We start from the raw sequence: 17847 nt of genomic DNA, 5'->3' as shown, positions 1-17847 counted from the left end.
ACTGCTGGGCATCATTTCAGGCAAAGCGAAAAAGGATTCTGCAACAAACCGTTTGAGAAAAGTCATGCCTTGTAAAACGCCATCGCCGCCAACTCTACACTTCCACCCCCTCACACCCGAGCGCTGGGCGGACCTCGAAGCCCTCTTCGGCCCCCGGGGAGCCTGTGGCGGCTGCTGGTGTATGTGGTGGCGGCTCACGCGCTCTGAATTCGAGAAGCAAAAAGGCGGTGGCAACAAGCAGGCGATGAAGACGATCGTGGATTCGGGCGAAGTCCCCGGCCTTCTCGCGTATGCGGATGAGCAACCCATCGGCTGGTGCGCTGTGGCCCCACGGGAAAGGTTCCCCGCTCTGGAGCGGTCTCGGGTGCTGAAGAGGGTGGACGATCAGCCCGTCTGGTCCATCGTCTGCTTCTTCGTGGCCAAGTTGTACAGGCACCGGGGTGTTTCGGCGAAGTTATTGCGGGCCGCCGTCGAATACGCCGGGGAGAATGGGGCCACGATTGTCGAGGGGTATCCGGTGGAACCGAAGAGGGCCAGCATGCCCGACGCTTTCGCCTACACTGGTCTGACGTCTGCCTTCCGCAAGGCTGGGTTCGTGGAAGTGCTGCGGCGCTCCGAGACCCGACCGATCATGCGCTACTATATCGCAGGGCGATAGAGCCACAGCACATTAGGCTCCTCGCGTGAATGCCCCAGGCCATAAAACAGCGAATTGCACAATCAGCGAATTCACGCTATACTCCCCTCAAACAACATTAGGAAATGTCAATCCAACGAGGAGGCATTCACACATGGCGGAGAAAAAAGACCTTCTCTCGGCGGGCAATATCGCCAAGGAGTTAGGGGTTCCCGAAGCCAAGGTCAAGAAGGCGATCAAAGAACTGGGGATCGAACCAACAGCCAAGAGAGGAGTGTGCAATCTCTACTCCCTGGAAGCGCTGGCGAGAATAAAGGAGGCCCTGAAAGCAGGGGGCTGAAAGCGCTCCTTCGCCATCCCGCTGAAGAGCAAGGCCACGCATCCAAGTGCCAGCCCATCATTCGAGTCCTTGCCTGTGACGGAGCAGTTCCCACATTTTGATGAGACTGCGAACCAGTCGCTCACCGATCAGACCGGACGTCCCGAAAGCCAGAGGGAACCATAGGGGGATGCCCAGGAGGGTGGGATTGGTATAGCGCCAGACGCCGAAGTGCACGAACACCACTTCCGCCAGCGATCCCAGCACGGCGATGACCAGGAAGAAGCACAGATCGTACCGGTCGTGCCAGAGAAGAAGTGCGGTTAGGCTCTCGACCAGCACGACTATGAAAAGAAGCGAGTTATCTTTCCACAACCACACAATGGACGCAGTCAATATAGAGAAGGCCGTCAGTTCCCCGAGAAGCCCACTCCACAGTCGTGTCGAACGCTTCATGACCATGCTCCACCAAACTGACCACTCTCGTTTCCTTCAGACTGCGACCATTCTATGAGAAAAGGCAGAGGTAGGCAAGTTTTCGTCCCGCGGGTGAAATCACTTCACTAGAGGGATGGGCATTTGTGGTGGCTAAGAATTTGCGTGCCTGGCTGGCCCTTTCCCGCCCGCCATTTCACTCGGTAGGCGTGCTACCATTTATCCTGGGCGGGGTGTTGGCCTGGCGACAAGGAACCTTTCGCTGGGATATCGCTGCCTGGGGCGTGCTGGGCGTGGTACTCGTCATGCTGGCCACTTACTACGCCGGAGAATACTGGGATTACGTGGAGGATTCTCTTGGCAGGGGGCCTAGCCGCTTCTCCGGAGGCTCACAAGTGGTGCAGCGTGGCCTCCTCCCTCGCCACGCCGCCCTGCGGGCGTCACTGGTGAGTCTGCTGTTAGCCGGTGGGGTGGGGCTGATCCTCCAACTGGGCTACCGGACGGGCCCGTGGACCATCCCCTTGGGTCTCTTGGGCATGGTGGGTGGGTTCTTCTATTCGACGCGACCGCTGCGCTGGGTGAGCAGGGGATGGGGAGAGTTGTGGATCGCCTTCTGCTACGGCTGGCTGCCAGTGGCGGTGGGCTACTACCTGCAAACGGGGGAGATAACACCGCTGATACACTGGTTGGCGGTTCCCATCGGCCTCACCATCTTCAACGTGATACTGCTCAACGAATCTCCCGATTATCCCGCCGACCTGGCGGCAGGGAAGACGAACCTGACAGTGCGTCTGGGGCGAGAGTGGGCTTCCCGCTTGTATGGTCTCGCCGGTCTGGGAAGTGGGGCAGCGGTGTTGTTTTCCCTCGGTCACGGCGTGCCCGCACGGGCTTTGTGGTTCTATCTGCCCGTTTTATTTCTCTCGCTGATCCTGGTCGTGCAGGTGATGCGCGGGCGCTGGCGGGATCGGTCGGCTCTGGAGAGGCTATGCGCCGCCAACCTGGCAGTGAATTTGGGCACCACGGCGGCTTATATCTTCACCTTCATAACCTGAGCACATGGACGAATGGTTACAAGAGTGGGGGAACAGGCCTGGGCGCAAGGTGCGCCCCTTCTGGTGGCCACCCAGCCTGATCCTCCGACAAGCAGCGAGCGCGTTATACGTAGGCACACTATCCCGCTGGCGGGAATTACCGCGCTGGTTCATCACCTACGGCTTCAAATGCCTCCCCGGGGCCGCCGGTTCCCGAGGCATGGGTTGCATTGGCTTCCCGGCCCACCCTGTCTGGGAGATGACCACGGCCTGCAACTTGCGTTGCATCCACTGCCACGCTTCGAGCGGGAAGCCCGCAGCCGATGAATTGACCACCGACGAGGCCAAACGCCTTCTGGATCAACTCGCCGAGGTGGGGGAGTTTCGCATGATGGCCTTCACCGGCGGCGAGCCGCTGGTGCGCCACGACCTCTTCGAGTTGTTGGCCTACTCCCAGGCCCTGGGTTTCACCAATACTATGGCGACCAATGCCACTCTCATTGACGATGCGCTAGCCCACAGCCTGCGTCGCTACGGTGTGGTGATCGCCGCCGTGAGCCTGGATGGCTTCGATGCCGCAACCCATGACTTCGTGCGCGGCCCACCCGGCGCCTTCGAGGCCGCTTTGCAGGGGATGCGCGCCCTGCGCCGGGCCGGCATCCTCCTGCACATAAACATCACGGCGATGGAATACAACATGGATCAGATGGAACCCCTGATGTCCCTCGTGGATGAGTTGGGGACAGGCATTCTCCTGATGTACCAACTGGTGCCTGTGGGGCGGGGCCGAGGCATCGGGGAAGCGGCACTAGACCTGGGCGCCAACGAGCGTCTGATCCGCTTCATGGCCCGGGCACAGCGCACTACTCGGGCCATCATGGAGCCTGTGGCCGGGCCCCAATACTGGCCCTTCTTGCTGCAAGGGGCTGGCATCCGCGGCGGCTTGCTCCTGCGTCTGGCGGAAACGGTCTTTCACGGCTGCTCCGCAGGACGTGGCTTCATCTACATCAAGCCTAACGGCGAAGTCTGGCCCTGCCCTTTCATTGAGGTGAGTTGCGGCAATGTGCGCCAGACGCCCTTCTCTACCATCTGGGCCACATCTCCAGTCCTCGAAGACCTGAGAGGGCGAGAGAAACGCCTGAAAGGACGCTGCGGTGAGTGCCAGTACCGACGCTTATGTGGCGGCTGTCGAGGGCGGGCCTTGGCCACCACCGGCGACTACCTGTCTGAAGACCCCTCCTGTTTCCTCCACTCATCCGATCACCCTTCGGTGGGTTTGGGGAATAACGTCGGGCAAGAATGTGCTCCCACACCAGGCTTGGTTGGTCCATCACGGCCATTTTCCAATCCGTGGGAGGGTAACGGATGAAAACCGCGTTAGCGCTCATTCCCTTGTTGGAACCCATCCGCTCGGAAATGGAGCGGGTGGAGCACTCATTACATGAGATGCTGGCGAAAGTGGAGGAGCCGCTGAACTCGATGCTCCGCCGACCGCTGGATGGCGGCAAACGGCTGCGGTCAGCGCTGGTGCTCCTCGTCGGGCAGATGTTTGCCTCTCCTATGGAGCCCTTCTACCGTCTGGCGATTGCAGTGGAGATGCTGCACACTGCTACGCTAATACACGACGACGTGGTGGATGAATCTCCCTTGCGGCGGGGCTATCAGACGCTCCACACGATCTGGCCAACGGGGGCAACTGTGCTGGCCGGCGATTACCTCCTGGCCCAGGCTGCCTTACTGATAGCAGAATTGGGACTTCCCTGCATCCTCAAAGTCTTTGCCGAAACTCTCTGCACGATGTGCGCTGGAGAGATAAAGCAAATGGTCGCCAACAAGGGGCGTTACAGCCACCGGGAAAACTATTACCGCAGCATCGAGGCCAAGACAGCCTCGCTGTTCGCTGCGACAGCGGAGATGGCAGGCATCCTCGCTGGGGCAGGAGAGCAGCAGATCGCCGCCCTCCGCCATTATGGATGGGAGTTGGGGATAGCCTTTCAGATGGCGGACGATGTGCTGGACTTCACCGGCGACGAGGCGCGATTGGGCAAACCCGCCGGCAGCGACCTCCGCCAGGGTCTGGTAACCCTGCCGGCTATCTACTACCTGGAAGAGGTCAAAGGTGATACAGTGGTCCACGCTGTTCTTTCTGGCCAGCGGGACGAAGAGAGCGTGCGAGCGGCAATAGGGGCAGTTTGCTCCTCGGGTGGCATCGAGGCCGCGTTGGCAGAGGCACGAGTCCACGCCAGCCAAAGTCAGGAGGCATTAGCCACACTGCCCGACAACGGCTCACGCCAGATACTGCGTTCTCTGGCCAATTATGTAGTGGAGCGAGGATACTAATAGAGCGCGCAAGCGCGCAATGCGCAGTTGACAAATCTGCCGGCTTGTAGTATAGTGGTAAGTGGCAACCTAAACTGACGTCTCGCCCGGCAAGTCCTTTTCACCAAATATCATATTTTCTCTGGAAACGGCCCGCCCGGCCGGCTGAGAGTCCGGAGGTTACCAACTATCGCACTCCGCAGAAAAACGAATCAATCCGTTACTCTCATTGTTGTGCCCCACTCTCGACGGGCACCCATCACCCTAAATATTCCCCTGTGGATTCTACCCGTGCTGCTAACGTTGTTTTTGTCGCTCGGCGTTGGCGGGGCTTTTCTTGCTGCCCGCTATTACGAGTTGGCGCACGACTTGCGGAAATTCCAGCGACAGGCAGAGATGGAGCGCGCCCGGGAGAAAGAGCTGCGCCTCACCATCTTGACCCAGCAGGAAGAGGTGCGTAGCCTATCGTGGCAAGTGGAAGATTTCCGCACCGAGTTGGCAGGAGTGGAAAGGCTGAGCGAAGAAATACGCTCTATTTTGGGCTTGCCAGAACTGTCTGTGGCACCGCTGCCTGTCCCCTCACCCACTCCAGCGGATGTGTCCATCCCGGATATTCGCTCCAACCGTCTTTCGGAGGTATCTGATCCCACTGCCGTAGGTGGTCGGACGGCTCTCGCTTTGTCGAACCGCAGCATGGCCGCCGCAATAGAGAGCAGCGAGGAACTCATTGGCATACAAGTTGCCCTTCCGTCCCGGCTACAGGAACTGCAAGCGCTGCGTGACGAAGTACTCCGGCGCATGGAAGCGGTGGACCCAGCGATGCGCCACGATCACGCCACGCTGGAGCACCAATTGCGCCTCTTGGCTGCAGCGCCGCATCCGTGGCCGGTCTCCAGCCGCAAGATCAGTTCCGGTTTCGGCTATCGGCGTTTAGACGGAAAACTGGAATTCCACAAAGGCATTGATATACCAGTGAATTATGGCACTGAGGTCCACGCCACCAAAGACGGGATCGTGACCTTCTCCGGATGGCGGGGCACCTTTGGCTGGGTCGTGGAAATCGAACACGAGATGGGCTTCACCACGATCTACGCCCACAATAGTTATAACCTGGTGGAGAAAGGGGACCGGGTCAAAGCCGGGGATGTGATCGCTTTATCTGGCAAATCCGGTCGGGCTACCGGCCCCCACGTGCATTATGAGATCCATTTGGACGGACAACCCGTGGACCCAATGAAATACCTGAAACTGTTCGATACACAACCCCTATACACCGTGGAGTAGGGGAGAAGCCGCGTGTTTGGAAGAGAGAAACCTGCGGCCTTAGCCGCAAGCGGGAAAATAGAGAACGTCCTGGGCCCCAACAGCACTTTCAATGGCCGATTGAAAGCCAAGGGCAACGTCCGTGTGGACGGTTTCTTTGAAGGAGCCATTGAGACGGACGGCAACGTCATTATTGGAGAGACGGCTAAGGTGCTGGCCGATATCAGCGCGCACGGCGTTCAGGTGTGGGGTGCCGTCAAGGGCAACATTGATGCTGTGGGGCGATTGGAGATTATGTCCACTGGTCGCGTGTGGGGCGATATCAAAGTTACCTCGCTCCTCATTGACGAGGGCGGGCTCTTCCGCGGCAAGAGCGTGATGGAAGGAGAAGAAGCCGAACCATTTATGCCCGAGGGCTCTGCAGGCGAGAAACCAGAAAGCGAGACGGCCGCCAGTTAAGGGCGGAGCCCTGGGGGCAGACGCGATTTTGGGGGACAGTGAGCACGGCTTGGCCATCCAGCCAAGCCGTGTTGTATTCGTACAAATCTCCCCTTCAGTGCGCTTAACAGTGTGCAGCAGAACTGCTACGCGCCCGATCATCGCCAAGTCACGCCAGCGCACACATCGTTCAGCGGCAGTTGCCAAAGCGACCTGCAGTGCAACTGCAGGAGAACATAAGGAGTCGTCAGGCCTCGCCAGCGCACCCATCGTTCAGCGGCAGTTGTACTGCCGCGCACCTCCACATCAGCGGCAGTTGCCAGGGCGACTCGCAGTGCTACTGCAGGAGAACATAAGGAGTCGTCAGGCCTCGCCAGCGCACCCATCGTTCAGCGGCAGTTGTACTGCCGCGCACCTCCACATCAGCGGCAGTTGCCAGGGCGACTCGCAGTGCTACTGCAGATGAGCATAAAGTGGTCACGCCAGCGCAGGCGCGCCAGAGACAACCCGCCCCGTTGACAGGCTCCCCCTCCTGACTTATAATCCCCACCAGCAAATGGACGTTCTGCATCTTTTGTCCCGGAGAGCACAGCGCTTATGAAGCAGACCCATCGCTGGCGGTTCTTGCCGCCCGCACCAGAATCTCATTTCGGTCGCTTTCCTGACCTGTCACCTCTCATCGTCCAACTCCTTTACAACCGGGGGATAGTAGAGCCAGACGATGTGCAGTCTTTCGTCGCCGGAAGGCTTCCAGACGATAATCCCTTCCGCCTGCCTGATATGAGCCAGGCCGTCACCTGCCTGCGCCAAGCCATCCGCACCGGCTCACCGATTGCTGTCTACGGCGACTACGATGCCGATGGCGTGGCGGCAACAGCCCTCCTGGTCCAGACCCTCGATGCACTGGGGGCCAACGTCCAGCCCTACATCCCCCATCGCGAACGCGAGGGCTACGGCCTGAACGACGCAGCGATACGCGAATTGGCTGACCGCGGCGTCGGAGTGCTGGTTACCGTGGATTGCGGCGTGCGCTCGGTGCGTGAGGTGGCTTTGGCAAACCGTCTGGGAATGAAAGTCATCATCACGGATCATCACGCTGTGGGCCCTGAACTGCCGCCTGCGGTGGCCGTGGTGGACCCCAAACGGACCGGTGTGCGCTACCCCTTCTCCCAACTGGCGGGGGTAGGATTGGCCTTCAAACTCGCCCAGGCCCTCCTGCGCGCCCATTCTCAGGTGCCTTTGCCGGGCGCAAGGCGGAAGATATCCGAGGAGGATTTGCTGGACCTGGTGGCTATGGGCACCATCGCCGACTTGGCCCCACTGGTAGGGGAGAACCGCACTCTGGTGCGCCGTGGGTTGGAACGCCTGAACGCCTCACAGCGCCCCGGCCTCAAGGCGCTTCTCGCAGCAGCGTCGCTGGTGCCAGGTCAGGTGGATGCCTGGACCGTGGGCTATGTTCTGGCCCCGCGCATCAATGCCGCCGGGCGGATGGAGGATGCGGTGGCCGCCTACCGGCTGCTCACCACCGAAGATCCAGAAGAAGCGGCCACGCTGGCGGCAACCTTAACCGAAGTGAACCGCCAACGCCAAGAAGTGCAGCAGATGCTCATCGAGCGGGCGACGGAGGAAGTGTTGGCCTTGCCAGAGAGCGAGCGCATCTTCATCCTGGCGGGACGGGAGTACAGAGCGGGCGTGGCGGGATTGGTAGCCGGGCGTCTTACGGAACAATTCTATCGCCCCACCTTGGTCCTCGAACAGGGCGACGAACTCAGCAAGGGCTCGGCGCGCAGCATCCCCGAGTTCCATATCACTCACGCCTTGGATCGCTGCGCCGACTTGCTCCTGCGACACGGCGGGCATTCGGCTGCTGCCGGCTTCACGCTGGAGAGCCGTCATCTGCCAGAATTCGCCGCCAGGATGAAAGATCTCGCCGCCGAGGCGCTGGCCGATGTGGATTTGCAACCGACATTGGATATTGATGCCCAGATACCCCTCACCAACCTGAATTGGGATACCCTGCGCCTGATTGACCAGATGGAGCCCTTTGGCAGTGGCAATCCGCGACCGCTTTTCCTGAGCGAGGGGGTTACCGTGCGCGAAGCGAAAGTGGTCGGCGAGTCGCACCTCAAACTCATCCTCACCGACGGACGGGTGGTGTGGGATGCGATAGCCTTTCGCCAGAGCGAACGGGCCGCGGAACTCGCGCCGCGGGTAGATGTGGTTTACGAGGCGCGGGGCGGCGAGTGGAACAACGAGCAGCGCATCGAACTTGTAGTGAGAGATATGCGGGCCGCTCAGTAGAGCCCGGAAAGGACCTCTATGCGAGAGAATCTGAATCTTGTGGCCGATGTGCTCACCCTATTGGGGGCCTTCACCCTCGGCTACATCGTGGGAAGAGCCTGGAGCCCCATTGCCGGTTTCCTGCGCAGCATCGGGACCTCACCAGGACGCCTGGCCCGCGGGGCACGGATCGCCAGCGCCCGTCTGCGCCAGGCCTTCAGCCTGCCGCCGGCTGGCGAGGAACCCGATCGCAGCACGTTCAAAGGCTTTATCGCCGGCACCCTTTCGGATATCCTCACCTTCCGCCTGCGCCGGGCGGATGAGCATTTTCGCCAGGGCATGGCAGCCTTCGATCGCGGCGAGTACGAGGCAGCGCGCGAGCTTCTGACCTCCGCCATGGATTGGGATTGGAACCAAGAACTGAAGCCTTTGCATGTACAAGCCCATCTGCGCCTGGGTTGGCTTGCCGAAGCCGACCACGCCTTCCGCTCCGCCAAAGCGCATTACGAGAAGGCAGTGCGCCTGGAACCAGACAACCTGCAGGCCACGGTAAGCCTGGCTACCGTCCTTTTCCAACTCGGAGAGACAGCCCCAGCCATCTTCCATTTTCAGCGCGCCTTGGAACTCGACCCCAACAACCTGGAAACACACTATTATCTCTACGCCATCTACCGCCGTCTCAAGATGGAGCGCGAGGCCATTGAGCAACTGCGCATCCTCAAGGCCGGGGAAAACGCGGAGACGCTGTCAGAACTTTTCTCCCGTCATGGCGATGACCACTTTCAACTCGACCGCCTCGACGAGGCTATTAGCGACTATCAACTGGCCATGCAGTTCTCCCCCCACGACTGCTCTCTCTACACACGCCTGGGTGACGCCTATTACCAGCAGGACCAACCCCGCATGGCGCTCGAGACTTGGTTGAGGGGCATCTGGTTGGGCTTTTCGTATGCCCTGGAGGAGCGGCTCTTAACGGTCTGCGCTGACCTGGGCGAATCGTGGACCGTCATCCAGGTCCTGCGTGACGCCGCAGGCCGCCACCCGAATGATGGCCGCTACAATCTGACCCTCAGCAAACTGTTCGAGATAGAGGGAGTGCAGGACGAAGTGTTAGCCCAAGCACAGGAGGCCGTGCGCCGCAGCCCTGACCTGCTGGAAGCGCATGAGCGCTTAGGCGCAATCTACGAGGCTGCCAAAGATTACCAGGCGGCACAGGACACCTATCGCACGGCACTGGCCTCTGCCCGTTCCCAAGAGACGGTTTACCGCTGTGCCGGGTGTGGCTTCATCTCCCGACAAGACCAGGATCACTGCTTCCAATGCGGGCGTTGGTATGGCTTCCAGGCTACCACCCGCGGTGAGGCGGGAGCCAAGGCACTTGTCCCTCGCCAACTGATGGACCAGACGAGTCAATCTATCCAGCGGGTGTGGGGCGATGTCCGGTCGCACATCAAGCGCCTGACCAGTGGTGTTTGAGAACAAAGGATATGGAGACCAAATCCCAAGGGCGTATGGCAGGGACCTCGATCTATGCCATTGCTCTCACCAGTTTCATACTGTTTCTGAGCACTCAGGTTGGAGTGCCCGTATTGCCCCATCTCTCCGCCCAACTGGGAGCAGACCAGGCGGCGATGGCCGCTACCCTATCGGCAGCGCTGATGACGTTGGTGCTCTTCCAGTTCTTCAGCGGGGCGCTGGCCGACCGCTATGGCCGCCGCACTGTTCTCGTGGGTGGGGCAGCGCTGGGTGGGCTATCCTCACTCTGCTGTGCGGTTGTCGGTTCGTGGCAGGGACTGCTGGCACTGCGCATCCTCGGCGGCGTAGCCGATGCCATTGCTTTGCCTGCCCTCCTGGGACTGACCGCCGAGATCTCGGCGGGGCGACACGGCACTTTCTTCGGTGTGCTGCGCTCCAGCCAGGGGCTTTCGTTCATTGTGGCTCCGGCTATCGGCGGTTGGCTATCGCTCTACGGGCTACGCATGCCGTTCGTGATAGATGCCATACTCTCCTTCTTGGCCTGTCTCGTACTTTATGCGAGTGTCCGTGCTGGGCCCGTGGCCAGTGTGACTGGGCGATGGCAACAACTAGGAGAACTTTTCCGCCAGCGACGGGTTTATGCTTTCGCCCTGTTCGGGGCGGTGGACAACTTCGCTTTCCCTATCCTGGCCTCCTTCTTGCCCACCAAAGCCCAATCCTTGGGCTTCGCGCCGTGGCAGATCAGCCTGATCCTGGTCGGAGAGGCAACGGCCTTCACCGCTGGCTCACTGCTGGTGGGTCGCTGTTCTGACCGCTGGGGAAGACGGCCCTTTGTCATTCTGGCACAGTTGCTGGTAATGTTATCCTGCGTCGGATTGGCTCTGTCAAATAGCCTGGTCGCGATGGTGGGCTGGTACACGCTATTTGGTCTGGGCGCTAGCGCCACTTTTCTGCTGAGTTCGGTGATGATGGCCGACATCACCCCACCGGAGAGCGCGGCAACGGCATTAGGAGCCTTCGACGCGGCCATTGACTTGGTGATCTTCGCCGGACCTGCGACGGCGCTGACGTTGTATCACGTAATGGGACGCATAGAGCCGCTTTTCATCGTGGCCGCCCTGCCCGCGCTGGCGGCATTGCCCGTAGCCTGGCGGACGCGAGAGACTCTTTGTCTGGACGCCGTTGGCATTTCGTGAACGAGGGACGTGCGAGGAGCCATCACTCGTAGGAGGATATAAGACATGACCTCCATCCATCCCATCCCATCCGTAACCCGCAAGGATGACATTGCCTACATTATGTCTTGTGTGCAAGAGGGTCATTGCTGTTCGATCGTGGGAGTGAGCAACATCGGGAAGTCGGCGCTCTTACGCAGCCTGTGCCGCCCCGATGTGCAAGCCACCTACCTGGGCCAATCTGCAGGAGAGTTCATTTTCACCTATGTGGACCTCAACTTTATGTTGGGCACGAGCGAGCAGGGGTTCTACGAACTTGTGTTGCGCGACCTCACTCGAGCACTTGAGGGTGCCGGCGCCGACGCATCGCTCGTAGAACGCATCCGCGATGCCCATGCCCAGGTGGTCAATCCCAGCAGCGAATTCGTGGTGCCCCTGCGATTCAACGAGAGCCTCCTCGCATTGGGCGAAGGATTGGGCCGGCAAGTGGTGTTCCTCTTCGACGAGTTCGATGCCGTTTTCCAGCAGTTAGATGCCCGCATCTTCCTGAACCTCCGCGCCCTGAAGGATCGCTACGCCCGGACCCTTTCCTATGTAACAGCGACAGCGTACCCGCTCCCCCAATTGCGTGCTGGACGGGAGACCGATGAGTTCTGCGAACTCTTCTCTCACCACACCCGTTATCTGGCTCCGCTTAGTGAGGGCGACGCTCGCCTGTACTTAGCCGATCGGGCTCGTCCGACCGACCCAAAACTCAAAGAACAGGACATCGCGTTCATCATCCGCACGGCAGGTGGTCACCCTGGGCTATTGGATGCAACCTATCAGGCCACCATCGCAGCCAAAGAGGAGGCGCGCCATATCCGTGGCACGGATGAGATCCACTACGAGGCCGTGCGAGAAAAACTGCACGGTGACATCAATGTCCGCACCGAGTGCGCCAAATTGTGGAGCGACCTCAGCGAGGACGAGCAATTATCCCTCTTGGCGCTGGTTATGGGGACCGGCGAGGCCACTCCCCAAGCAAAAGCCGCACTGCGGGAAAAGCATATCCTGATAAATGAAAACCAGACGCTTTCCCCGCTCTTCACTGCTTTTGTGGAGCGGCAAGGACTGGCCCGCCGCGATAGGCCTCGCGGGGTGCGCTTGGACGTGGAGGCCGGCGATGTGTATGTGGACGGCGAATTGGTGCCCCCGCTCACTGAATTGGAGTTCCGGCTGATGCTCCTGCTCTACGGCAACATGGACAAAATCTGTGACAAATACAGCATCGTGGAGGCGGTGTGGGGCGAGAGTTACATTGACCAAGTGGACGACGCCCGCATCGAGAAACTGATCGGCCGACTGCGTCAGAAGATCGAGCCCGACCCGCTCAACCCCAAGTACCTGATCACGATACGCGGGCGAGGTTACAAACTGGTCAGCCGATGAAGGAATGCTCTCCATTCAGGATGACGACCCCCGGCAAATGGGGGAAGACGGTCACTTGTCGGTTATCTGTCGGCTGGATGTCGTGAAACGAAAGGCGATCTGTGCTATATTGAATCGTGAAAAGGAGAGTTAATCTCCACTATCAGGTAAGGAGGAACGGGAAATGTCATCACTACTGGAAAGGGTCGGAACCTTGATTTCCGCCAATCTGAACTATCTGGTCAGCCGGGCGCTGCGCGCCAACAGCATGGCCGTGGTGGATGAATACATCCGCAAGGTCGAGGACAACCTCGAAGCCTTGGAGGATGCCGCAGCCACGGTAGGCGGCGAGGCCAAGACGCTCAAGCGGAAGCACGAGGAACTCCAGGCTCAGGCTAAGGATCTGGATGGAAACATTGACCTCTTCCTGCGACAGGGCAAGGATGACCTGGCCGCAGCAGCCCAGTATCGCCTGAACACCATCCAGAGATTGGCCGACACCTACAAGGCGCAGTGGCAGAGCACCGAGGCCGAATACCAGAAACTCCTCGATGCCAAACTCAAACTGGAGGCCAAACTCACCGAAGCCAAGCAAGAGCGATCCGAATTGCAGGCTATGCTCGACTTGGCCAAGTCCAAAGAACTCACCCACAAGGTCGTGGAGGGCGTGGGCGGTGTTACCGTGAGCGAGGCTGGCATCCAGGAAATTCGGGATGAGATCCAGCGCCGGTTGGACAAGGCCACCGCGCAGGGCGAAATTGACGCCAAGCGACTGGACAACCAGATGGCCGAGGCTTTGGAGAAAGACACTATCGATCGCCAGTTGGCCGAGCGCAAGACACGCCTGGGCCTCAAGTAAGGCTTGCACCCCGCGGAGAGCGTCCCATAGGCGGGCGCTCTCCGCCACTGAAACTGGGAGGAAACCATGTATCGTTCACCCGACTGGACGGGCACGTTCGGACTCTGCTGCTTTGGATTGCTCTGGCTCGCCTTTTTTGCGCTCATGATCGGCAGCACCCTGTGGGTGTACACTGATTCGGAGAAGCGTGGCAAGGCAGGATGCCTGTGGGCGCTGATCGCCTGGTTCACCTGGCCTTTCGGTTTATTGGCCTATTTCCTCCTGCGTGACCGCGAGGTACGTCTGTAGGTCTGATTTGACGTGGGACTTGGGCAAGTTGTAATATCTGCGCGAGAAGTGGCGCTTGGCTTTCGGCGCGTTTACCGAGGGGTCTGGTTGACCCGCTCTTTCACCAGAGCAGCCCATTGCGCACCTCGGTGACTTTTCCCGCCGCCGGAGCGAATGAAGAGGTACACATTATGAATAGAACGCGGATTATTTTCTTACTGGTGCTGTTAGTCGCACTTGGCGTTGTCGCCGTGGGGCTATACCTACGCCGTGCGGGCGGAGTAGAGCCTTTGATCCAGGGCCCTCAGACATTGGAGATCCGAGTGGTATGTGCTCTGCCTGTGGAGCCCTTTGTCACGGAAGCAGCCAACCGCTTCAACGCCGAAGGACACAAACTGGAGGGCAATCTCATCCGCGTGACCGTGATCCCCATGGACGGTCTGACCGCTATGAGCCGGTGGGAACGCGGGGAGATGGAGCCATTCCCCACAGTGTGGATCCCCGATAGCCGCTACTTGGTGGAGTTGGTCAATGCCACGTTCAAGGAGCAGCGCGGCCGGGATGTTTTCCTAACGGGCGGCGAGTACCGTACTCGCCCGATAGCCATCTCCCTCTTTGCCTGGGGAATTTACGCCAGTCGTGCGGATGTGCTCCGTGCCAAGTTCGGCGATATCAACTGGAGCGTCATTCACGACGCGGCCACTGCCAAAGGCGGGTGGCCAGAGTTGGGCGGGAAACCAGAATGGGGCTATTTCAAACTGGTGGTGCCAAATCCCAATAAGAACGTCGGCGGCTTGGTGGCCATGGTGGCAGCGGCGGGAGAATACTATAAGAAAACCAGCATCAACGTGGCGGACATCACCAACCCCCAATTCCAAAAGTGGCTCAAGGAACTGATGGACGCCGTCACGGACTTCAGCAGCCTGAGCGCCTATTCGGTAGAAAACCTGGCTCTCTTTGGCTACTCGATGGGCGACGGTGGGCAACTGCTGGAGAGCGATCTCTTGGTCAATATGGCTGGTATTCAGACCCGCTGGGCCGATCCGCTGGTCATCATCTATCCCGAGTACATCACTTGGTTCGATTTCCCTTACACCATCTGGATGGGTGAAGAGACCACCGCGCTGGAGAAGAATGCGGCGCTGGAGTTCGAGCGCTATTTGCTCCAGCCAGACATCCAGAAATTAGCCGTGCAACGTGGCCTGCGCCCGGCCAACCCCGATGTGCCGGTGACTGGTGAGAACAGCCTCTTCGAGCGCTGGAGCAGTCAAGGGGTCATGACGGTAGTCCCACGCACCACAGCGATGCGTTCTCCCGACCGCGAAGTCTTGCTGGCGCTCTTGCGCTGGTTTGACCTCAATGTGACCGAGCGTTGAGGAGGGACCGGTGAACCCACGAAGAACGCAAAGATCTGAGTGCGGTTGCCTCGCTGCTTCTCTCGTTGGCTTCGTGTCCTTGCTCGCTTTGATGGTAGCCGCTGGCTTTCTGCTATACAATCGGATCACCCCGAGCAGCGGGAACGAGGTCACACTACGGGTGGGTTACACCCCCGAGAAGGCAGCGCTTTTCGAGACCCTGGTTACTGACTTCGAGCGCACGAGACCACGCACCCCAGACGGCAAGCCGATCCGAATTCAGGCTACCAGGCTCGACCCAGATACTATGCTCAGCCAGGCTTTGCGCGGTGAGTTGGACGTGGTCAGCCCAGACTCTTCCATCTGGCTGAGCCAATTGGACGATGCCTGGTACGCCCAGGGTAACGAATTGCCCCTGGTCGGCGAAACCGTTCGCTATGCCGTCAGCCCAGTGGTGATCGCCATGTGGGAGGATGTGGCGCGTTCCCTCGGCTATCCCGACAAAGCGCTGGGATGGGGGGACATACTGGCCCGGGCCCAAAGTGACCCCCAGTTCCGGTGGAGTCATCCCAGCACGTCCTCAGCGAGCGGCCTTCTGGCCACCTTAGCCCAATTCTACGCCGGGGCGGAGAAAACCCGTGGACTGAGCGAAGAGGATGTTACAGCCCCAGCCACACTGAACTACGTCGGCGCGCTGGAGCGGACAGTACGCTACTACGGCGAGGGCGAATGGGCCATCATCGAACAAGTGCTCAGCCGGGGGCGAGAGTACCTGGACGCCTTCGTTGCCCAAGAGCAACTGGTCATCTATTTCAACCAGCGCAGTCGCGACAAACTCGTGGCCATTTACCCGATCGAAGGGACCATGTGGGAAGACCACCCCTTGGCCCTGCTCGAAAAGCCGGGGGTGACCATCGGTCAGCGTCAGGCTTTCCGCGTCCTATCTTCATTCCTGCTCTCCCACGATGTCCAGATGCGCATCTTATCTTTCGGCTACCGACCCACCGACCTGACCATCGCCTTAGACGATCCTTCTTCTCCTATCACCGCAGCGAACGGCGTGGACCCCACACAGCCTCAAACCACGCTGCAGGTTCCCAGCCCCGCGGTGGTGCAGGTCGTCCGCGATGCTTGGTACTACACCAAGCGCAAGACCAACGTGTACCTGGTGGCAGATGTCTCCGGCAGCATGGAGGGCGAGAAGTTAGCACAGGCCAAGGAAGGGCTCTTGGTCTTCCTGGATCAGATTCGCGGGCCAGAGGAACGGGTGGGCCTGATCAAATTCTCTTCCGAAGTCACGCATCTATTGCTGCTGGATGAGATGCGCAGAAACCGCGCCGCTTTGGTGGAACAAGTGCAGGCCCTCGAGGCAGGCGGTGATACGGCGCTATTGGATGCGGTTGAGTTCGCCTACTCGCAACTGCAAATGCTTGGCGATTCAGAGCGCATCAATGCCATCGTGGTGATGACCGATGGCAAAGAGAATAACTCCCGGTGGACGCTCCCCCGGTTGGTGGACAAAATGCGGAGGGGAAACCAGAGCGGGGTCCCCGTGGTCGTCTTCTGTATTGCCTATGGCGACGATGCGGACATGGCGACACTGCAGGAGATCGCCGAAGCCACTGGTGGTCAAGCCAGACGCGGCGATCCGGAGACCATCGGCCAACTTTACAAGATTCTGTCCACGTACTTCTAGGCTATCTTCCGGTGACACAGAGCAGGAAAAACGGAGTGATCATGAGCACCCTGAAGCAGGACGAACTCAGACAACGCACCTTCCGGGCTATGCTGGAGCATGCTTTCTTCCGCTGGGAGAGCGCGGTTACCATTGCCACGTTCATCGTGCTGTTCTTCCTGTTCCCACAGCCCCTCCCCTGGTGGCAACCCTGGTACTGGCTAGCGTTGGGAGGCGTGAGCGAATCCCTCATCGTCATCACCAGCCTGACCGACGAGCGAACTGGCCAGCAGGTGGTAGCCAACATGTTGCGCCAGCGTTTCAACCCCGCCGCTATCCGCACACCTGCCTACCGGGAAAAAATCGAAAAAGCCCTGCAGTATCGCGCCCGTATCGAGTCCTTTGTGCAGGGACGCAAACCAGGCGTGTTGCGGGACCATTTGCGTGATACCACGGCAGGCGTGACCGACTGGATCGCCAATATGTACCGACTCGCCAAGGGGATGGATGAATACCTGGCCGACACGCTGGTGCAACGCGATTTGGGCAACCTGCCCGGCGAGATCACTGCCTTGCGGATCCGTGCCCAGCGAGAGAATGACCCGGCCGTGCGTGCCCAGATCGAACAGGCCATCCAAGCCAAGCAAGGACAACTAGATAACCTTCGCAAACTGCAAGACGTGATGGAGCGAGCCGAGTACCAACTGGAAACATCCTTGAGTGCACTGGGCATGGTCTATTCCCAATTGCAGCTCCTGGGGGCGCAAGATATTGATAGTTCCCGCAGCAGGCGTCTGGCCCAGGACATCGCTGACCAAATCCAGGCCCTGCAGGATATCGTATCCAGTATGGAACAAGTATACCAGCACGGGACCCCTGGTCCCATCATAGTTTCCGGCGAGAATTGA

General features: G+C 59.6%; 18 protein-coding genes. 16 read left to right on the top strand and 2 right to left on the bottom strand.

Translation table 11 applies throughout. From position 1 onward, the window contains the following. Window positions 1-64 precede the first annotated feature (64 nt). On the top strand, window positions 65-658 hold the full coding sequence (locus H5T64_04990; GenBank protein MBC7263698.1) for a GNAT family N-acetyltransferase: 594 nt from the start codon (window positions 65-67) through the stop codon (window positions 656-658). 133 nt (window positions 659-791) lie between these two features. Further along, window positions 792-977, top strand: coding sequence for a hypothetical protein (locus H5T64_04985; protein ID MBC7263697.1), 186 nt, complete (start codon window positions 792-794; stop codon window positions 975-977). 57 nt (window positions 978-1034) lie between these two features. Here H5T64_04985 and H5T64_04980 read toward each other — a convergent pair whose 3' ends face one another. Next, entirely contained in the window at window positions 1035-1412 is a 378-nt protein-coding gene (locus H5T64_04980; protein MBC7263696.1) for a hypothetical protein, read from the bottom strand. A 128-nt stretch (window positions 1413-1540) separates the two neighbouring features. On the opposite strand from H5T64_04980, the gene H5T64_04975 reads away from it, so the two are divergent. The 5 genes from H5T64_04975 (at window position 1541) to H5T64_04955 (ending at window position 6463) form a co-directional block, all read left to right on the top strand. Beyond that, a complete protein-coding gene (locus tag H5T64_04975) occupies window positions 1541-2443 on the top strand; it encodes a prenyltransferase (protein MBC7263695.1) in 903 nt (300 codons plus the stop codon). Window positions 2444-2447: 4 nt separating this feature from the next. Further along, entirely contained in the window at window positions 2448-3791 is a 1344-nt protein-coding gene (locus H5T64_04970) for a radical SAM protein (GenBank protein ID MBC7263694.1), read from the top strand. After that, window positions 3788-4762, top strand: coding sequence for a polyprenyl synthetase family protein (locus H5T64_04965; GenBank protein ID MBC7263693.1), 975 nt, complete (start codon window positions 3788-3790; stop codon window positions 4760-4762). The genes H5T64_04970 and H5T64_04965 overlap by 4 nt, the downstream gene beginning before the upstream one ends. A gap of 270 nt (window positions 4763-5032) precedes the next feature. Further along, complete coding sequence (locus tag H5T64_04960) at window positions 5033-6025, top strand: M23 family metallopeptidase (GenBank protein MBC7263692.1); 993 nt, start codon at window positions 5033-5035, stop codon at window positions 6023-6025. 12 nt (window positions 6026-6037) lie between these two features. Continuing rightward, complete coding sequence (locus H5T64_04955; GenBank protein ID MBC7263691.1) at window positions 6038-6463, top strand: polymer-forming cytoskeletal protein; 426 nt, start codon at window positions 6038-6040, stop codon at window positions 6461-6463. A gap of 316 nt (window positions 6464-6779) precedes the next feature. Here the strand turns inward: H5T64_04955 and H5T64_04950 are convergent, their stop codons facing one another. Continuing rightward, a complete protein-coding gene (locus tag H5T64_04950; GenBank protein ID MBC7263690.1) occupies window positions 6780-7013 on the bottom strand; it encodes a hypothetical protein in 234 nt (77 codons plus the stop codon). A gap of 26 nt (window positions 7014-7039) precedes the next feature. Between H5T64_04950 and recJ the strand changes: the two genes are divergently transcribed. The 9 genes from recJ to H5T64_04905 all read left to right on the top strand — a co-directional run bounded on the left by recJ (window position 7040) and on the right by H5T64_04905 (window position 17847). Continuing rightward, window positions 7040-8743 carry a single-stranded-DNA-specific exonuclease RecJ gene (gene recJ, locus H5T64_04945; GenBank protein ID MBC7263689.1) on the top strand — a complete coding sequence of 568 codons (1704 nt, stop codon included), beginning with the start codon at window positions 7040-7042 and terminating at the stop codon, window positions 8741-8743. An 18-nt stretch (window positions 8744-8761) separates the two neighbouring features. Then, complete coding sequence (locus tag H5T64_04940; GenBank protein MBC7263688.1) at window positions 8762-10198, top strand: tetratricopeptide repeat protein; 1437 nt, start codon at window positions 8762-8764, stop codon at window positions 10196-10198. 11 nt (window positions 10199-10209) lie between these two features. Beyond that, the gene (locus H5T64_04935; GenBank protein ID MBC7263687.1) at window positions 10210-11394 is read left to right on the top strand and encodes an MFS transporter; all 1185 of its coding nucleotides are present in this window, start codon (window positions 10210-10212) and stop codon (window positions 11392-11394) included. 45 nt (window positions 11395-11439) lie between these two features. Further along, entirely contained in the window at window positions 11440-12804 is a 1365-nt protein-coding gene (locus H5T64_04930; protein MBC7263686.1) for a winged helix-turn-helix domain-containing protein, read from the top strand. 163 nt (window positions 12805-12967) lie between these two features. Beyond that, on the top strand, window positions 12968-13642 hold the full coding sequence (locus H5T64_04925) for a PspA/IM30 family protein (protein ID MBC7263685.1): 675 nt from the start codon (window positions 12968-12970) through the stop codon (window positions 13640-13642). Between the two features lie 66 nt (window positions 13643-13708). Continuing rightward, entirely contained in the window at window positions 13709-13930 is a 222-nt protein-coding gene (locus H5T64_04920) for a hypothetical protein (protein MBC7263684.1), read from the top strand. 170 nt (window positions 13931-14100) lie between these two features. Next, window positions 14101-15285 carry a substrate-binding domain-containing protein gene (locus H5T64_04915; GenBank protein ID MBC7263683.1) on the top strand — a complete coding sequence of 395 codons (1185 nt, stop codon included), beginning with the start codon at window positions 14101-14103 and terminating at the stop codon, window positions 15283-15285. 10 nt (window positions 15286-15295) lie between these two features. Further along, window positions 15296-16960, top strand: coding sequence for a VWA domain-containing protein (locus H5T64_04910; GenBank protein ID MBC7263682.1), 1665 nt, complete (start codon window positions 15296-15298; stop codon window positions 16958-16960). A 41-nt stretch (window positions 16961-17001) separates the two neighbouring features. After that, window positions 17002-17847, top strand: coding sequence for a hypothetical protein (locus H5T64_04905; GenBank protein ID MBC7263681.1), 846 nt, complete (start codon window positions 17002-17004; stop codon window positions 17845-17847).

Source organism: Chloroflexota bacterium (genome assembly GCA_014360825.1).
In the GTDB taxonomy this organism is placed as follows: Bacteria; Chloroflexota; Anaerolineae; order UBA2200; family JACIWT01; genus JACIWT01.
Note: the sequence above shows the minus strand (reverse complement) of the source record. Positions and strands in the feature narration are given on the sequence as shown.